This is a genomic window from Selenomonas sp. oral taxon 478, assembly GCF_001189555.1.
GTDB lineage: Bacteria > Bacillota > Negativicutes > Selenomonadales > Selenomonadaceae > Centipeda > Centipeda felix.
Window position 1 is genome coordinate 633,331 of the sequence record NZ_CP012071.1, and the last position, 14,357, is coordinate 647,687.

The window sequence follows — 14,357 nt, forward strand, 5'->3', positions numbered from 1 at the left end:
TGCTTTCATTATAAGCGATAGAAACGTTTTTGGCAAAAAAAGAACCCCTCCCCGAGGGGAGGGATTCCTGAATTCCGTATAAATCGCCGCAGCGAATTAGCGGAGGAGCGAGAGGACAGCAGAGCTGTTCTGGTTCGCCTGTGCGAGCATCGACTGAGCAGCCTGGAGAAGAACGTTGTTCTTCGTGTACTCCGTCATCTCCTTTGCCATATCCGCATCGCGAATCGTGGACTCGGAGTTCTGGACATTCTCGGACGCCGTCGTGAGGTTCGAAGCCGTGTAGCGGAGACGTGTCTGAACAGCACCGATGTTGGCCTGCTCGTCGAGCGCCTTCTGGAGAGCGGAGTCAATCGAGTTGATCGCAGCGTTTGCCTTATCCTGCGTCTGGACGCTGATGACAGAGCCATCTGTGCCCTTCATGCCGAGTGCGAGCGAACGCATATCCGTCATGCTGACCTTGATCGCCTGGTTCGACTTCACACCCGTCTGGAGAACGAGAGCATTGTCCTCGGACTTGTTCTCTGCGCGGATGCGCTCGTTAAAGCTGTCGAGCGCCGTGTTCGCCGTCTTGCGGAGAGCACCCGTGTTGTCCGTGATGCCGATCGTGAACGCCGAGACCTGGAACGTCGTACCGGCACCAGCAGCACTGAGCGAGAGTGCCGTCTTGTTGTCCGCTGTGTAGACGCTGTTGCCGGCCTTGTCGAGACCGATCCACGCGCCATTCGTCGTGCCGCCGACAAGCTCCGACCCCTTCACGGAATCCGTGCCGTTGAACGCCGTCTTGCCGATAATGTCCGCAAGAGTGCTCGAGCCGACTGAGAAGGTCGTCGTGTAGGTCTTGCCCTGACGGACATAGGAGACTGTGACGTTATCCGTCGACTGGATGTTGAGGCTTTCGTTCTGACGGCTCTGGAGTGCCGTCAGCGCAGAACCCCATGCCGCAGCCGTGCTCAGTGCGCTGTTCGTCAGCGTCGTGCAGGTTGCCGTGCCGATGCTGTTGCGCGAGCCATCAACGAGGTACTTGCCATTGTATGTAGCAAGCGCATTGTCGTCGATCTGATCAACCATCTGGTTGATCTCTTTCTGGATCGTGCGGCGATCCTCGTCCGTGTTCGTGTCGTTCGCAGCATTAATGGCCTTTTCCTTCAGGGTCTTGAGGATCTCGACCGTGCTTGCGACAGCGCCCTCGGCCGTCTTCATCATGCTGTTGCCGTTCTGCGTGTTCTGCTTATCCTGATCGAGCGAACGGATCTGGACACGCATACGCTCGGAGATGGCATAGCCCGATGCATCGTCGCCGGCATCGTTGATCTTCATGCCTGAGGAGACCTTCTGCAGGCTCTTCGCAAGAGCCGACTGGTTCTTGTTCAGGATGTTGAGCGTGTTGACCGCCGACATGTTGTTCTTAACTACCATTGCCATGTGAAAATTCCTCCCTGGTGTGTTCCCGGCTATGCCGGAATCTTAACTTTTATGTGCGGACATCCATGCCCGCTGTATAATAAGCAAGTGACGCGTCTATCCTGGATGGCTGCTAGCTGGCCATCCATGGCAGCCGCACCGCTTGCGTATTACCCTGTTACATATAATATATCGTCCAAACGGGGACGTTCTTAAGTGGTTTTCATAAAATAGTTTACTTTTTTTCTGCCGTCTTGTCAAGAGGCAGAAGAAAAGCATTTTATCTTAAGGAATCACGAATAAACGCAGCCCCATCATCTTGACGCATCTTCTTTGCCCGCACTTCGGCAGGAAATCCTCCGCAGAGCATCACGCTGCGTCCGGTTCTCCCCCTTGTTCAGACGAAACATCTGCGCCAATCCAAGGGACTTTTATTGGGCCCCTCTTAATGCCGCCGATTGAGATAGGCACCCACAGGGCTGCCCTCGCCCGTATCGTAGCTGTGCACAGCCGCATTGCGGCGGCGCGAGCGGTTCAGCCACGCGCGCGCCTTGTACTGGATCTGCATCTCGAGCGGACGGAGCTCCGCGTCGAGTGCGGCAAAATCCGTACTGTCCCGATAGGGATCCGACGGGAGCGCCTGCAGCATCTCGATGACCTGCCCGCGCTGATCGACGAGGGCGAGGAAGGTATCGACCTCCTCCTCATCGATGAACTTCATGAGTTCATGTGTCAGCATACGGTACTTTTCCCAGAGGGAACGCGCCTCTTCGTAGACGTTATCCGGCATAGACGCCGCTCCCCTCTGTTCCCTGCCGGCCCTTTTCTTCCCGTGCCTTTTTCATCGCCTGTGCCCACGCATCGCGAAGCTCGGTGATGATGTCCGTTGCCTCCTTGATCGCGTCGAAATTGTCATCGAGATTTCCTTCGACCAGGCGGTCGTACGCATAGTTGTAGAGCGGCATGAGCTGATGCGAGATCTCGTAGTCCATATTGAGGGTGACGCGGAACTCGGAGATGATGTTCTGTGCCTTCTGCAGCGAGGTGTTTGCCGCCTCATAGTTCTTTTCGGCGAGCGCGTCGGCCCCCTCCTTGATGAACTTCAGGCAGCCGTTGTAAAGCATGAGCGTCAGCGCCTCGGGCGTTGCCGTCATGATCTGCTGCTTCTTATAGGCCTCCGCGGCACTGTTGACCATGTGGGAATCCTCCTAGCATCACTGTCTGGAGAAGAAGCCAAACTGCGAGGAGAGCTTCGAGATTGCTTCCTCCATCGCATTGTACTTCTTGTAGAGCTGATTCTCAAAGGAGCTCATGAGCTGCTTGAAATCGCTCATCTGCTTCTCGTAGTTTTCGATGAGCTTGCCGAGCTCACTGCGGTCGGACTTGTCCGCCGTAATGCCCGCATGGCTCTTGAGCGACTCCATGCGCTTGCCGAGGCGCTCGGCAAGGCGTGTAGCGACACCGTTGTCGCCGTAGTTGTCGTCGTCATCCGTATGGGAGAAGATCTGGTTGACCGCATCCGGCTCCGCTGCGATCGCCGTGCGAAGCTTGTTCTCATCGAGTTTCAGATGTCCGCTCTGATCCTTCGACGTGATGCCGATTGCCGCGAGGTGGTTGTAGCGTCCCGGTGCAGAGCCGACACGATTGGTCACGGCATCGCGCATATCGCTGATGATCGAACGGAGGTAGCCGTCGCGGTAGAGCAGCCCCGACTTGGCACGCTCGTTCCACTTGTCGACCTGTTCACGCGACATCCCGGCCTCCTGCTCCTTCGTCAGAACGCCGTAGTCCGGATACTTATTGTTGTTGTAACGTCCGTGGAGATCATCGAGCAGCTTGTTGTAGTCCTCGACGAACTTCTTGACGTTCTCGACGAGTTTGTCCTGATCCTGTGCGATCGTAACCTGTGCGGGCGTCCCTACAGGCGTTGCCTTCTTAAAGGTGTAGGTGACGCCGTTGACCTGCAGCTTATTGTCCTGCAGATTCGTGTAGGTGCGGCCGTCGACCTTGACGCTCGCATTCGCGCCCGCTGCCTCAAGCTTGGCCGTCGTGCCCGAAATCGTAAATGAAAGCGGTGCGCTGATCGCCCCGCCGCTGACCTGCCCGAGCTTCAAGTTGTTGAGCAGTGCCGTCGTGTACGTTGCCGAGGGTGCCCCCGTATCCACGGAAAGGCTGACCTTATTGTCACTGCCCGACTTCGTGTTCACGATGGAAAATGCATCGGATACGGCATCGTAGCTCGCCGTAATGCTGAGCGCTGACTTCTTGCCGTCGCTGCCAATAAAGCGTGCATTGTTGATGCGCTTCGCGAGATCGTTGAGCGTAAGGTTCTTTGTGAATACCTCCTCCGCCGTAAACTTGATCTCCGTCGTGCCCGTCCCGTTTGAAAGTTTAAAGCTGAGCGCCGTATCGGTGCTCGTCATGCCTGCCGGCATTGTGCCGCCCGCAAAGGCAACATCCTTCAGTGCGACGCTCGTGGGAGCTGCCGTGTTCGTACGCGCCACCTTCTGCCCCGAGGCAGTCATCAGATAGGCGTTCGACGCTGCCTGCGTGACCTCCACGGTATGCGACATCACGCCGGCATTTGCATTTGCCGTTGCCGTCACAGCATCTGAGAGGGAGCTCGTCGCCGTCATCGGCTTCGTCCGCGAGCTTAGGCGCATGTCAGACATACTGCTGCGGAATGTATTCACCGCGCTGTAGACATCAGCAAAGGCCTCTTTGCGCCACTCCGTCTCGACTTCCTTCTTATAGATACGGTCATACTTCTTCTGTTCGGACATCATGCCGACCTTGACCAGTGACTCCACATCAATCCCCGAACCCGAAAGTCCGTAAATGCCTCTTGCTCCTGCCATAATTTCCTCCTTATCGCCTTACGCCGTCTTATCCAGGAATGCGCCGAGCCAGTCACGCACCTTGATCATGTGCTCGACCAGAGATTCCGCCGGAATCTCGCGCAAGAGCTCGCCCGTCTTCTTGTCCAGCATGCGTACCGACATAATGTTGATCTCTTTGTGATACTGAAAATTGAGGTTCACGTCGATGCGCCGCATGATCTCGTTGAGCTGCTTCGTAATATACGCCGCCTGCTCCTCGTTGATGGGCTTTTTCTTTTCATGGGCAGCGGCGGCATCGGCTTCCTTCCGTGCCTTCTCTGCAGCCGCTGCAGCTGCATTGGGCGGCGCTGCCGCCTCCGTTTTCCCGTCTCCCGGCAGGGGACTCTGCGCTGCTGCGCCGTCCTGCATGCTGCTGACAGCGACCGCCGCCAACATGTAATCCTGAACACTACCTACGGCCATAAGGCATCCCTCCATGTGCTACGGGGTGCACATCCCGCGCACCCGTCTGTCCTTCCTTGGGACATGTTATTTTTGATATATCTTTATGATGAACGCGTGGGCAGCGCTTCGAGATCAATCATCTGCGGTGCTGCGGCACGCTGGTTCTCCTCCTGAATGGCACGATAAATCTCACCGCGGTAAATTTTGACACTGCGCGGCGCATCAATGGCAATGCGCACATTGTCGCCCTGAACCTCCACAATGTTGATGACGATATTATCGCCGATCATGATCTGCTGTCTGGGTTTCCGTGTGAGTACGAGCATTACTTTTCCTCCTGATCCTGTGGGAAGAGCCGATGCTTCGTCGTATACGGGCTGCGGTCAAGCACGATCTGTTTTCCCTTGCGGGTTCTGGCATTGATGACAATTGGGGCGATGAGATTCGCCGTCAGGTCACGGATGTTGCTGCCCGAAAGCGTCAGCACTGCGTAGATCAACACATCATCCGGCGAGTTGAGTGCAAGCTCGCGCTCCACATCATCGTCAATCGTGACCTCATAGTCTGGGAAGAACGAGTGCGGCATCGCCATCAAGAAGGCAAGATCCGGTGTCTTCACCGACTGAAGAAATGAGTATGGGCTGTCGTCCCCATAGGGAATGATGAGGAACTCGTGCTCCTTTTCAAACGCGGGAATGCCTGCTGCAAAATGGATGACGGCATCCTCAGCGACCTCAATCTCACCGAAACGGCTGGTCATAATCTTCATCGTCAGAGACTCCTGTTACGCAAGTATATCATATTTTCCTTCGCTGACCCACGCGCGGATGCTGCCCTTCTGCTGCAGATAGATCTCGATATTGCCGCGGTTGTACTCGACGCGCGCACGGCTCGTGACATTCCAGTGCGGCGTCGTGCGCCCGACGGCCGGCTCGCCGGCGACCTCGCCGACGGTGAAATGCACCTCAGGATCAGGGATTGCCTGTGCGACAAGCACGCGGTTCTGGTCAGCGATACTCATCATATCGCGGTAAATCTGCTCGATGGCTACCTGACGTCCCGGTTTTGGCCCATCCTCGGCAAGCGACCACGCCATCTGCGTGTGCTTCGAGGTCCCCTCCTGAACCCCTTCAAAGCCCCGCTCCATATTCTCGCGGGCAAAATCCGAATCGCTGGTGTAGCCATAGCTATGCCGGCTCGGATAGCTGTCAATGAAAAGCTTCGGCTGGGTCGAGCCACGATTGGAGCGTGCCGTCTGCGTCTCCTGGTCATACTGCGGCTGCTGAATGCCGGAGTCCAGTGTATTCTTCTGCGACTGTATCCCGATCATCGGGAGTGTATGACGCACATTGAGGTAGAGCATCAAGGGCATCCTTTCCCATCACTGCTTCGGTTCAGCGGCTCTTACCGCAGGTAATCCACAAGCGAAAGCGGCAAAATACGCGCACCCATCGAGAGCGACATGCTCATGATCGTCTGCTGCTGCATCATCTTCATCGCAAGTTCGGCCACATCCGCCGAGGAGACGTTTGTGATGTCACGCGTGATGTTTTCCTTATGATCCGTGAGGACCTCCGTCATGTTCTTGTAGAGCTGTGTGCGTGCCCCCGTCTCCGTATGCGCCTGCAGGGTCACCTGATTTGCCGTGTCCGCCAGCGTGATGCCGTCCGAGCTGAGCCAATGGGGATCGGCGGCATTGGTCTTGGCATAGACCGTCAGCATATTGTTGAGCATTGCCGTCCCCGACGGCTCGTTACCCGAGTTCTTATCATCAAAGAGGTCGCGGCCAAAGACATCCAGCCCCGTCTTGTTGACGGTATCTGCCGTCGGCTCGGTCGAGCCGTTCTGCTTGACCATCGAGATGTAGCGGAAATCGCCGTTGTAGGAAGCGATCTGCTGGCGCACCGTCGAGAACTTCAGCGTCACGCCTGCGACTGCCGTCGTATCTGACCAGTTTGCACCAAGACCGGGGGCAGCGGCAGGATCGTCGATGATCTCCCCCGTATTCTTAAAGTTATTCTTAATGAAGTTCGTGCCTGTGGTGATATTGCCGACACGATCCGCTGCCGACACCGTCGAGCGCCCCTGCGTGATGACGTCCTTGTATCCTTCCTGCACAAACTGTTTCGTGTAGATATCCCCCGTCAGCGTATTGAGGTAGTACGTCTTGCCGTCACTGCCGTCAAGCGAGAGCATCTGGTGCAGGAAATCTGCACTGTTTCCGTTGCTCGCATCATTGAAGAAAGCCGCCTGGCGGTCGTCCAGTGTCTTGGCGAGGCCGCGGCTGAGCGGCTTTTTCTCGTCAGACAGGGAGAACGGCTGACGAAGATCTGCCTGTCCGGAGAATACATAACGGTCACCGAGCTGTGTGTTGCCGAGCGAGACGATCTGTTGAATCTGTGCTTTCATCTCACGGGCAATCGCGGGCCAGTCGCCGCTGTGCTCGTCCTTATCGTCGTTCGCTCCCTGAATGGTCTTTGCCTTGAACGTCTTCTGAATGTCTTCCATCGAACTAAGCGCTGTCTGGGTTGTGTTCATCCATGAGATACCCGCCTTGACACTCTCCTGATAGCGGTCGTTCTCACCCTCGGAAACATTGTAGCGCAGGTAACGGGAGTAGTCCACGGAATTGTCCGAAGGGCGGTGAAGTTTTTTTCCGTCGCCCTGCTCCATGAGCTTTGCTTTCGTGTAGTCCAGCTCATTCAGGTCTTTCTGATAGCGCTGCACACTGTAATTACTGCTGATGCGAATCATCGTCTATCCTCCCTTACCTTCCCACAACGCCCGTGCTGTTGATGAGGCGGTCCAGGATCTCATCCATCGACGTGAGGACACGTGAGCATGCTCCATACCCCGTCTGGAACTTGAGCATATTCGAAAGCTCTTCGTTCCAGTCAACCCCTGCCGTGGACTGACGCCACTGGGTGATCTGCACCATGAGGTCATCCTGCTGCTTCATCTTCTTGTTGAGGTTCTCGGCATCTGCGCCGAGCTTATTCATAACGCCGTTATAATACTGGTTGATGGAGACGGTTCCAACGGCGCGCTCGCACTCATTCGCCGGCAGGCCGATAAGCTTTGCCACATTGATCGTATTTCCCTGATCCATGTTGAAGAACTTGCTCAGCTCAACGGCCATCGTCCCATCTGCCGTGCCGTTCATATTGGCGAATGTATAGGTGTACGTAATGGTGCCGGGAGAGACCGTCGGCAGCGCCTTGCCGATGGGGTTCGTCGGTGAGATCGGGGCCGGGTTCTGAATCTGGCGTGCGGCGACAAGGTTCTGTCCCCCCTGCGCCGTCAGCTCATCGCTGACCTTGAGCGCTTTGATGATCTGCATGGAGCGCATCTCATGGATGTCGGCGGCGTTGCTCGTATCGACTGCCGTCACTGTCGCCCCTGTGGCAGTCGCCGTGCGCGTCACGCCCTGTGCCGTCGCCGTCATCCAGCGGTCACCCGTCGTCGGATCGACGTGCCACACATAACGCTCGCCCGTATAATTGTTCCCCGTTGCATCGCTGTGAAATGCATTGCGTCCGAAGAAATTCGTCCATGTCGTCGCATCGTTATCAATGCCGGCACCGAGCTTATGCACATCATTGAATGTCGTCATGAGTGTCGCCGAGATGTCGGCAAGATTGTCGATGTACTTCTTGTCCTGAACGATCGTATCCTGCAGAGCCTTCAATACGCCGCCCTGCGGAACATACCCCATGCCGCCCGCCTCCTTGATGCGGAGCGTGTAGTCATTGATGCCGTAGCGCTCGTTGTTGATCGGCGGACTCATCTCAATGGTAAGATTGTTGTCGCGCTGCACAAGCGTCATGCCGTTCGAGACGACGGTGTACTGTCCGGTTGCATCCTCATAGACGTTGACATTCGTGATCTCCGAGAGCTTGTCTACGAGAAGATCGCGCTGGTCGCGCAGGTCGTTTGCCTTGCCGCCGTTCGTTTCCGCAAGCATGATGTTTTTGTTGAGGACGGCAATCTTCTCCGTGATGCTGTTTGCCTTATTTACCTGAATCCGCATCTCGTCGTACTGTGCGTTGATCTGATCCTGCAGCTGGCGTGCCCCCGTCTTGATGCGGTCCACGAGGTTGTTGCCCTTCTGCACGACCGCCGTACGGGACGCGGCATCACTCGCATAGTCGGAGAGGTTGACCCATGCGCTGTAGAACTGCTTCATCGCGTCGAGGACGCCGGTCTCCTTGGCATCGTTGAAGACCGCCTCTGCCTTGTCGTAGTTCGTCTTGTAGGTCTTGTAGAGGGTCTGTGTCGAGCTTTCCGACCAGAACTGCTTGTCTGCATAAATATTGCGCGCACGGTTGAGCGCCACAACATCGACGCCGCCGCCGACATAAACGCCGCCATAGAGAGACGGGCGTTCCTGATAGTTGGTTGCCGCCGAGTCAACACGCTGACGCGAGTACCCCTCCGTCGAAGCATTCGTAATGTTGTGTCCGGTCGTATCGAGCGAGAGCTGATTGTTCTGGATGCCCCGCACCATGGTATTAAGACCGGCAAATGTTGACCGCATATTCCCTCACTCTTTCCCTGACACTGTCCTGTTATCCATTTATACATCTGCATCAAACATCGCAATCTCGCGCCGCACGCCGGCACCGGGTCCCGCCACAGGCTGAGAATGCCCGTATGTATCGTCCGCCGCCGTACCGGAGATCACGTTGAGCTGATAGCTGATAAAGTCCGCGCTCTGCCGAAGCAGCCGATCCGCCGAACGCACCCGCTCACGCAGTGCTTCGTGACGCGTCCGAACGGCGTGCAGCGCACGTACAGCAGCAAAACGTTCCCGTGGATTCGGCTCACGTGCAATGACGGCAGAGAGATCCTCCGCCCGCACCGTTTTCAAGTATTCCGTCTGACGCCGTGCAAGTGCACGTACGGCGGAGAGGCTTTTCTCCGCAGCCGCCGTCGGCGCTCCGATCCCCGCGCCGAAGGCGCTGTGCTGGAGCGCGGCGACAAGCGCATCATAGGAGGCGAGTGCCTCCTCCGCGGCAGAAAGCTGCTCCTTTAGGAGCACGAGTGCCGCGCGGGTCTCATTCGTCATTGCCGTTCACGCCTTATAGTCCAGATTCTTGCGCAGATGCCGCACCTGCTCCGTGCCGCCGCTCCCGTACACGGGATCGACCACGGCGCCGCCGATGCGTCCGAGCTGGCGGTTCACTGCCATGAGTGCCCCCTCGATGAGAAGGGCATTCCCATCGCGCAGTTCCTTCGTCTCCGCGACGACTTTGCTCAGCCTGCGACTTGCCGCAAGCACACTGCGATGTACGGCATCGCTCGGAGCGAGGAGCGCCAGCTCCTCCATATTCGTCTCGGCGCTCACGCCCGGCGTCCCCTTTGCAATGTTGGCGAGATGTGCGAGCCGATCCGTTTCAAGCCGCTCCACCGCACGCGCGAGGAAATCCTCCTCGGCGGTCAGTTTTTCGAGTGCCTCCATGTCGAGTGCGACGAGAATCTTGCGTTTCTTTTCCTGCACGGCACGGATCTTCTCATACTGACGCGAGAGCTCCTCGATCGTCGCCGTAAATGCATTCCACATAAGCTGCTCCATCAATAGCGCATGGCGAGCATTTTGGCCGCGATCTCCGCCGAGGCCGGTGCATAGCAGCCGTTCTCGACACGTGCGGAGACCTCCGCAACGCGCTCCTTGCGGACATCGCTCATGCCGCGCAGCTGCTGCAGGATATCGCCAAAGCTCTGTGCCTCACCCGAAAGCTCGAGTGCATCCGGTGCCTGCACGGCTCCCGCCGCATCCACACGGCGCGTTCCCGCTGCCGGTGCACCGGCGTAGAGTCTGCTCACTGCTGCAATTGTCTGATTTCTGATTAACATATCGTTCACCACCTGTGTATCTCCGAACCGATCGCTGCGCGGCCTTCGCGTTCCCGCTGCGAAATGGGTTCAGAATCCTTTCACCTTCTTTATCGAAAAAAAAAGATACGTACTTAAGATTTTTTTCTTAAGTACGTATCGGGGATTCTTACTTCCCGCCGAGGGTCACATAGCCGCGGCGGCCGCTGCCGCCTTCCGATGTGGTGCGCATGCCCGAGGCACTCTGCTTGCTGACAGCTGCCTTCAGCTCATCACGCATCTCCTTCTGGCACTTATCGCAGTACTGCCCCTTCTGGATGGGCGAGCCACATTTTTCACACGGGTAAAAGAGCTCCACATTGCTCGAAAGAAACCGTCCTTCCCGGATCATTCGGCGGATGACAGGCTCCTGTACGCCTGTTGCCTCAACAATCTCTGGGATCTGACTCTTCGGATGGTCACGCACGTAGTCGATGATCTCCTTCTCCCACTTCTCTTCCTTCTCGCGGCAGTCCGCGCAGATGCGGGAGTTATTGATTGAAACGAACACCTTCCCGCAGCTCGAGCAGTTCTTCATCTTTCCTGCCATCGGTCAAACTCTCCTCTCAAAACAGCGGATCGGCATATCGTAGATCCTATCTCATCTTCACATGTCATATTCTACAACAGTATGAGAGAAAAATCAACAAACAAAGATTCGGCTTTCTACTTTGTCATCTTCCGTGCAAACATGCCGCCCTCGGGCGTCAGAATGCGGCAGCTGTTCAGCACCACCGCGAGCGTCGCTGTATTGTGGATCGCGGCCGCCGCGAGCGGGCTGATCGCGCCGAGTGCGCCGAGCAGCATCGCCGACGAGTTGACGAGCAGCGTCGCCTTGAAATTCTGATGCACGAGATGCATCGTCCGCCGTCCGAGGCGCAGCGCCTCCACGAGGCGGATTGGATCCTCTCCGTGAATTGTCACCGCCGAGGACTCGGCCGCAATATCCGTCTGGCGTCCGCCGAGGGAAACGCCGACATCGGCGAAGGCGAGCGCGGGCGCATCGTTAATGCCGTCGCCGACCATCATCACTGTCCCGCGCTGCTTCAGCTCATTCACATAGCGCGACTTGTCCTCGGGCAGAATCTCCGCATGATAGGAGTCCACATCCATATCGCGCGCCACCTCTGCCGCGACCGCCTTAGAATCGCCCGTCAGCATGACGATCTCATCCACACCGCAGCGGCGCAGCTGATTCAGCGTCTTCTTCATCTTTGGACGGATGGGATCCTCAATCCCGATCACGCCGATGAGGCGCGTGTCGCGCGCAACAAAGAGCACATTTTTGCCGGATGTCGACGCGGCGAGATCCTCCGGATCCGTCACGCCGTTCTCCTGCAGGAAACGGCGGCTGCCGACGCGGATCGTTCCGCCCGTAAAGTCCTCAAAATCCGGCACCTCAGCGAGCATTCCGCGCGCCACGATGGTCTTAGAGGAGCGGTGCTGCGGTGCCTGCCACGCCTTTTCCTCCACATACTTCTGGATTGCCACGGCGAGCGGATGCACGGAGTGCTCCTCAGCGGATGCCGCGAGCAGAATCATCTCCTTCTCCGTCACCCCTGACGCCGTACGGATAAACGTGATCTCTGGGATGCCGACCGTCAGCGTGCCCGTCTTGTCGAGCACGACCGTATCCGTGCGTGCCAGCGCCTCGATGTAGTTGCCGCCCTTGACGAGGATCCCGCGCTTGGCCGCCGCCGCAATCGCCGCTGACATCGCCGTCGCCGTCGAGAGCTTCAGCCCGCAGGAGAAGTCGATGAAGAGCAGGTTCAGCACACGTCCCCAGTCGCGCGTCGCCCCGTAGACAATCGCCGCCCCGAGGAAGGACACGGGCACGAGATAGTTCGCCATCTGATCGGCAAAATTCTGCACGGGTGCGCGGCGCGTCTGCGCCTCCTCGACGAGGTGGACGATGTGTGCAAGCGACGTATCGCTGCCCACCTTCTCCACGGCGATCACAAGCTCGCCTGCCTCGACCACGCTGCCCGCGTAGACCGGAGTGCCCTCCTTCTTCATCGCAGGGGCAGACTCGCCCGTCACGGACGCCTGCGTCACCGCCGCATTGCCGCGCAGAACGCGTCCGTCGATGACGATTTTCTCTCCCGCGTGTACGGCGATCGTATCACCGGGGCGTACCTCCTCCACGGGCACCTTGCGTTCCACCTCGCCATTCGGCGTCTGCTCCACGAGCCAGACATCGCGTTGGCCGAGGGACAGGAGCCCTGAGATGTGCGAGCGCGCCTTTTCCGCCGCGTAGCTCGTCAGCATCTCCGCCCCGTTGCTGAGCGCGAGGAGCATGAGGCTCGACTCGGGTTTCCCCGCGAGCACCGAGGCGATCACCGCCGTCGTCGTGAGCGTATCCGCATTCGGCTGCCGATCCTCGATCAGACCGCCGATGCCCGTCTTGATGAAATTGCGCGAAATCGCGAGCACGAGCAGCGAGCGCAATACCTTCACCGAGGCAAAGAGCTCGGGTGCACCGCGCCGCAGCAGCTCCATCGCCGCAAAGCTCGCGAGTGAGATCACTGCATCGCGGCGGAACTCCGCCAGCCGCTCCGTCGGCGTCACTGCCTTCTCTGCCGCCGCGCGCACGGCACGCTCTGCCGCTGTGAGGACGCGCGCCGTCGGGAGCGTCCCCACATGCCAGAGATCCACGCATTTCTCATGGGCGGATACCGCCACCACTGCAGGGAAGCGGCGCAGGCGCGCTGCGAGCTGCTGTGCATCCTCGCGCGGCAATGCCGCCGAGAGACGGATCCGCTTGTGCATCACTCGTGTCATACCTTCCATCCCCTCATCAGCGACAGCGCCCACCAGAGCATCTGCGAGCCCGAGGGCGTATTATTGGAAATCACCAGCTGACGTATGCCGCGCATAATGAAAATCCCGGCGACAAGCGAACTCAGATCGAGGGCTCCGCCCGTATTCCGCTGGATCCATGCACTGAGCGACTCCACCGAGCGGCGCACGCTCTTCGCGAGCGTCGCAGGCGGCTGCACCTTGCCCTCGGCAAAAATCGCGCACAGCCCCTCCGCCAAAACGAGGACATGCGCCTCATCCTCGGGCGCATAGATGAGCAGAATGCTGCCTGACACGGTATTCGTGCGCACGGCACGGATGAACGGCAGGCGCAGGAGGCGATCCTCCAGCACCTGGGCAAAGGCTTCCGTCAGATACGGCGTACGATAGCGGCGCCGTCCCGGCGAGGCGTGGACACAGGAAAAGGCCGCCGTCGGCACCGCGCAGGAAACCGGCATGGCAGACGGCGCCTCCGTGCGCGCCAGCACGTGCGGATGTGTTCCATGTGAGCGCTCCGATGCGGCGAACAGTCCGCCGCCCAGTCCATGCAGGATATTGCCCTCAGCAGGGCGCCCTCCTGTGCCGAGAATCATCTGACGCGCCATATTCGCCAGTGATGCGCCGAGCATCAGTCCGGACAGATACGTCATGATGCCCGCCTCCTCGCATGCGTGCGCATATAGTCCTCCACGCGGCGCAGCTCTGCATTCGCACGCAGACGCTCCGGCTCATACGTGATGAGAATCGATCCTGTTGCAATATTCGTATCCACACACTCGATCTCGGCGAGTGCGTTCAGCCGCTCATGCACCTGCTGTTCGAGTGAAGCATTGTTCACGAGCTGCTTGCTGTAGAGACGCACGCGTCCCGGCATATAGGAAGCGACATCCGTCGAGCGGATGAACATATCCATCGCCGAGTGCGGAATCGCATTCTTGATCGTATCGAAAATACTCATTGAAACCCCCTTCTCTTTATCCATATTTGTCGAAAAAGGGC

At 58.0% G+C, this 14,357-nt stretch carries 17 protein-coding genes; all 17 read right to left on the minus strand.

All coding sequences use genetic code 11. The features are described 5' to 3' along the window. Positions 1-96 precede the first annotated feature (96 nt). The 17 genes from ADJ74_RS03030 to ADJ74_RS03110 all read right to left on the minus strand — a co-directional run bounded on the left by ADJ74_RS03030 (position 97) and on the right by ADJ74_RS03110 (position 14,316). Positions 97-1,422: a flagellin gene (locus ADJ74_RS03030; RefSeq protein ID WP_050341773.1), complete on the minus strand. Its 1,326-nt coding sequence runs from the start codon at positions 1,420-1,422 to the stop codon at positions 97-99. A gap of 424 nt (positions 1,423-1,846) precedes the next feature. Next, a complete protein-coding gene (locus tag ADJ74_RS03035; RefSeq protein WP_050341775.1) occupies positions 1,847-2,191 on the minus strand; it encodes a hypothetical protein in 345 nt (114 codons plus the stop codon). Beyond that, the gene (gene fliS, locus ADJ74_RS03040; protein ID WP_050341776.1) at positions 2,181-2,597 is read right to left on the minus strand and encodes a flagellar export chaperone FliS; all 417 of its coding nucleotides are present in this window, start codon (positions 2,595-2,597) and stop codon (positions 2,181-2,183) included. The genes ADJ74_RS03035 and fliS overlap by 11 nt, the downstream gene beginning before the upstream one ends. 18 nt (positions 2,598-2,615) lie before the next feature. Beyond that, positions 2,616-4,259 (minus strand): flagellar filament capping protein FliD, encoded by a 1,644-nt coding sequence (gene fliD, locus ADJ74_RS03045; RefSeq protein WP_050341778.1) that lies wholly within the window; start codon positions 4,257-4,259, stop codon positions 2,616-2,618. 18 nt (positions 4,260-4,277) lie between these two features. After that, on the minus strand, positions 4,278-4,703 hold the full coding sequence (locus ADJ74_RS03050) for a flagellar protein FlaG (RefSeq protein ID WP_050341780.1): 426 nt from the start codon (positions 4,701-4,703) through the stop codon (positions 4,278-4,280). 83 nt (positions 4,704-4,786) lie between these two features. Further along, positions 4,787-5,011 carry a carbon storage regulator CsrA gene (gene csrA, locus ADJ74_RS03055; protein WP_009753750.1) on the minus strand — a complete coding sequence of 75 codons (225 nt, stop codon included), beginning with the start codon at positions 5,009-5,011 and terminating at the stop codon, positions 4,787-4,789. Further along, a complete protein-coding gene (fliW, locus tag ADJ74_RS03060; RefSeq protein WP_050341782.1) occupies positions 5,011-5,454 on the minus strand; it encodes a flagellar assembly protein FliW in 444 nt (147 codons plus the stop codon). Before fliW ends, csrA begins: the two co-directional genes overlap by 1 nt. Positions 5,455-5,469: 15 nt before the next feature. Continuing rightward, positions 5,470-6,057 carry a DUF6470 family protein gene (locus ADJ74_RS03065; RefSeq protein WP_050341784.1) on the minus strand — a complete coding sequence of 196 codons (588 nt, stop codon included), beginning with the start codon at positions 6,055-6,057 and terminating at the stop codon, positions 5,470-5,472. Between the two features lie 32 nt (positions 6,058-6,089). Next, positions 6,090-7,439 (minus strand): flagellar hook-associated protein FlgL, encoded by a 1,350-nt coding sequence (gene flgL, locus ADJ74_RS03070; RefSeq protein ID WP_050341786.1) that lies wholly within the window; start codon positions 7,437-7,439, stop codon positions 6,090-6,092. Between the two features lie 13 nt (positions 7,440-7,452). Continuing rightward, positions 7,453-9,222, minus strand: a complete 1,770-nt coding sequence (gene flgK / locus ADJ74_RS03075; protein ID WP_050341789.1) for a flagellar hook-associated protein FlgK — start codon at positions 9,220-9,222, stop codon at positions 7,453-7,455. A gap of 39 nt (positions 9,223-9,261) precedes the next feature. Further along, positions 9,262-9,753 carry a hypothetical protein gene (locus ADJ74_RS03080; protein WP_050341791.1) on the minus strand — a complete coding sequence of 164 codons (492 nt, stop codon included), beginning with the start codon at positions 9,751-9,753 and terminating at the stop codon, positions 9,262-9,264. Positions 9,754-9,759: 6 nt separating this feature from the next. Beyond that, positions 9,760-10,248: a flagellar protein FlgN gene (locus ADJ74_RS03085; RefSeq protein WP_050344181.1), complete on the minus strand. Its 489-nt coding sequence runs from the start codon at positions 10,246-10,248 to the stop codon at positions 9,760-9,762. Positions 10,249-10,259: 11 nt separating this feature from the next. Continuing rightward, positions 10,260-10,541 (minus strand): flagellar biosynthesis anti-sigma factor FlgM, encoded by a 282-nt coding sequence (flgM, locus tag ADJ74_RS03090; RefSeq protein ID WP_050344183.1) that lies wholly within the window; start codon positions 10,539-10,541, stop codon positions 10,260-10,262. A 148-nt stretch (positions 10,542-10,689) separates the two neighbouring features. Continuing rightward, the gene (locus ADJ74_RS03095) at positions 10,690-11,109 is read right to left on the minus strand and encodes a flagellar protein (RefSeq protein ID WP_050341793.1); all 420 of its coding nucleotides are present in this window, start codon (positions 11,107-11,109) and stop codon (positions 10,690-10,692) included. A gap of 116 nt (positions 11,110-11,225) precedes the next feature. Next, complete coding sequence (locus ADJ74_RS03100) at positions 11,226-13,349, minus strand: cation-translocating P-type ATPase (protein ID WP_050341795.1); 2,124 nt, start codon at positions 13,347-13,349, stop codon at positions 11,226-11,228. After that, positions 13,337-14,008: an HMA2 domain-containing protein gene (locus ADJ74_RS03105; protein WP_050341797.1), complete on the minus strand. Its 672-nt coding sequence runs from the start codon at positions 14,006-14,008 to the stop codon at positions 13,337-13,339. The genes ADJ74_RS03100 and ADJ74_RS03105 overlap by 13 nt, the downstream gene beginning before the upstream one ends. After that, on the minus strand, positions 14,005-14,316 hold the full coding sequence (locus tag ADJ74_RS03110; protein ID WP_050341799.1) for an HMA2 domain-containing protein: 312 nt from the start codon (positions 14,314-14,316) through the stop codon (positions 14,005-14,007). The genes ADJ74_RS03105 and ADJ74_RS03110 overlap by 4 nt, the downstream gene beginning before the upstream one ends. Positions 14,317-14,357 lie beyond the last annotated feature (41 nt).

Bases quoted from the DNA above. Each gene is read 5' to 3' on its own strand.
- ADJ74_RS03100 (WP_050341795.1), bottom strand. From the start codon at position 13,349: ATGGAAGGTATGACACGAGTGATGCACAAGCGGATCCGTCTCTCGGCG.
- ADJ74_RS03035 (WP_050341775.1), bottom strand. From the start codon at position 2,191: ATGCCGGATAACGTCTACGAAGAGGCGCGTTCCCTCTGGGAAAAGTAC.
- ADJ74_RS03050 (WP_050341780.1), bottom strand. From the start codon at position 4,703: ATGGCCGTAGGTAGTGTTCAGGATTACATGTTGGCGGCGGTCGCTGTC.
- ADJ74_RS03080 (WP_050341791.1), bottom strand. From the start codon at position 9,753: ATGACGAATGAGACCCGCGCGGCACTCGTGCTCCTAAAGGAGCAGCTT.
- ADJ74_RS03095 (WP_050341793.1), bottom strand. From the start codon at position 11,109: ATGGCAGGAAAGATGAAGAACTGCTCGAGCTGCGGGAAGGTGTTCGTT.
- ADJ74_RS03030 (WP_050341773.1), bottom strand. From the start codon at position 1,422: ATGGCAATGGTAGTTAAGAACAACATGTCGGCGGTCAACACGCTCAAC.
- flgL (WP_050341786.1), bottom strand. From the start codon at position 7,439: ATGATTCGCATCAGCAGTAATTACAGTGTGCAGCGCTATCAGAAAGAC.
- csrA (WP_009753750.1), bottom strand. From the start codon at position 5,011: ATGCTCGTACTCACACGGAAACCCAGACAGCAGATCATGATCGGCGAT.
- ADJ74_RS03085 (WP_050344181.1), bottom strand. From the start codon at position 10,248: ATGTGGAATGCATTTACGGCGACGATCGAGGAGCTCTCGCGTCAGTAT.
- fliW (WP_050341782.1), bottom strand. From the start codon at position 5,454: ATGAAGATTATGACCAGCCGTTTCGGTGAGATTGAGGTCGCTGAGGAT.
- ADJ74_RS03065 (WP_050341784.1), bottom strand. From the start codon at position 6,057: ATGCCCTTGATGCTCTACCTCAATGTGCGTCATACACTCCCGATGATC.
- fliS (WP_050341776.1), bottom strand. From the start codon at position 2,597: ATGGTCAACAGTGCCGCGGAGGCCTATAAGAAGCAGCAGATCATGACG.
- flgM (WP_050344183.1), bottom strand. From the start codon at position 10,541: ATGTTAATCAGAAATCAGACAATTGCAGCAGTGAGCAGACTCTACGCC.
- fliD (WP_050341778.1), bottom strand. From the start codon at position 4,259: ATGGCAGGAGCAAGAGGCATTTACGGACTTTCGGGTTCGGGGATTGAT.
- ADJ74_RS03105 (WP_050341797.1), bottom strand. From the start codon at position 14,008: ATGACGTATCTGTCCGGACTGATGCTCGGCGCATCACTGGCGAATATG.
- ADJ74_RS03110 (WP_050341799.1), bottom strand. From the start codon at position 14,316: ATGAGTATTTTCGATACGATCAAGAATGCGATTCCGCACTCGGCGATG.
- flgK (WP_050341789.1), bottom strand. From the start codon at position 9,222: ATGCGGTCAACATTTGCCGGTCTTAATACCATGGTGCGGGGCATCCAG.